Source organism: Ulvibacter sp. 2305UL32-6 (genome assembly GCF_058148545.1).
This window is the reverse complement of record NZ_JBYVKA010000055.1, coordinates 1-808: the sequence shown is the minus strand read 5'-3', so window position 1 is coordinate 808 and position 808 is coordinate 1. Positions and strand designations below refer to the sequence as shown.

General features: G+C 35.5%; 1 protein-coding gene. It reads left to right on the top strand.

All coding sequences use genetic code 11. The annotated features are described in order from the left end of the window. Positions 1–618, top strand: a 618-nt coding sequence (locus ACY2RU_RS17680) for a hypothetical protein (RefSeq protein WP_490139809.1), incomplete at its 5' end; no start/stop codon positions are given. Positions 619–808: the final 190 nt, after the last annotated feature.

Here is an 808-nt window from a genome sequence, read left to right as displayed (position 1 = left end):
GAAAACACAATGAAAAAATATTTCACTACCCTACTAATAGCTTCTTCTTCGATTATGTTTGCTCAGAGCTTCATTTTAGATGACAAGTTTGATTTAGAATTTAAAAAAGTGGTAAAAAATTCCCGTTTATTCGAACTTCATACTTCCCAATCACTGGTTACTGCCAGTAAAGGCTTCAAGAAAATACAAATAAAGTTTAAGTTGAAATCAATTTCAAAAGAAAAAGAAGACTTTGATCCAAACAAATTCTTCATGATAACAGAAACTTTTAAGAAAAGAGTGCGTCCAGCTGATGTGAAATACTCCTCTACTGGAGGTATAATCAGTTTTGACATGTTAGTTTACAATGAGCTTACAGAAGACGAGAAAAATTATATGTACAAATACGACCCTTCGGTGATTGACACATTTCCTGATTATAAGAAGGAAGGATATGAAGACCTTAACACTAGTTTAAATTTTGGGACAAAAAAGAAACCAGATAATAGAGAAATCTATTTTGGTCATAGTAATATTCGCTCATCAAGAATTGACGTGTATTTTTCGGTTCCACTAGAGTTGACACATGGCACTATATATTATGGATCTCTTAAACTTATGGATTTCGAAGTCAAATAAGCCAGCATATAACAACGTATAAAGCCAATGGCGGGTTTGTTGCTATCGAATTTGATTTCCTACAAATAAACTATCTTTAAAACCGAATAAACTAGTAGACGGCTTCGCCGTGGCTTCCGAGTCGCACGCGTCGACGCCGCTGCCAACATTTGCTACCGCAAATTTGGTTGAGCCACAGCGAGCCAAGAAC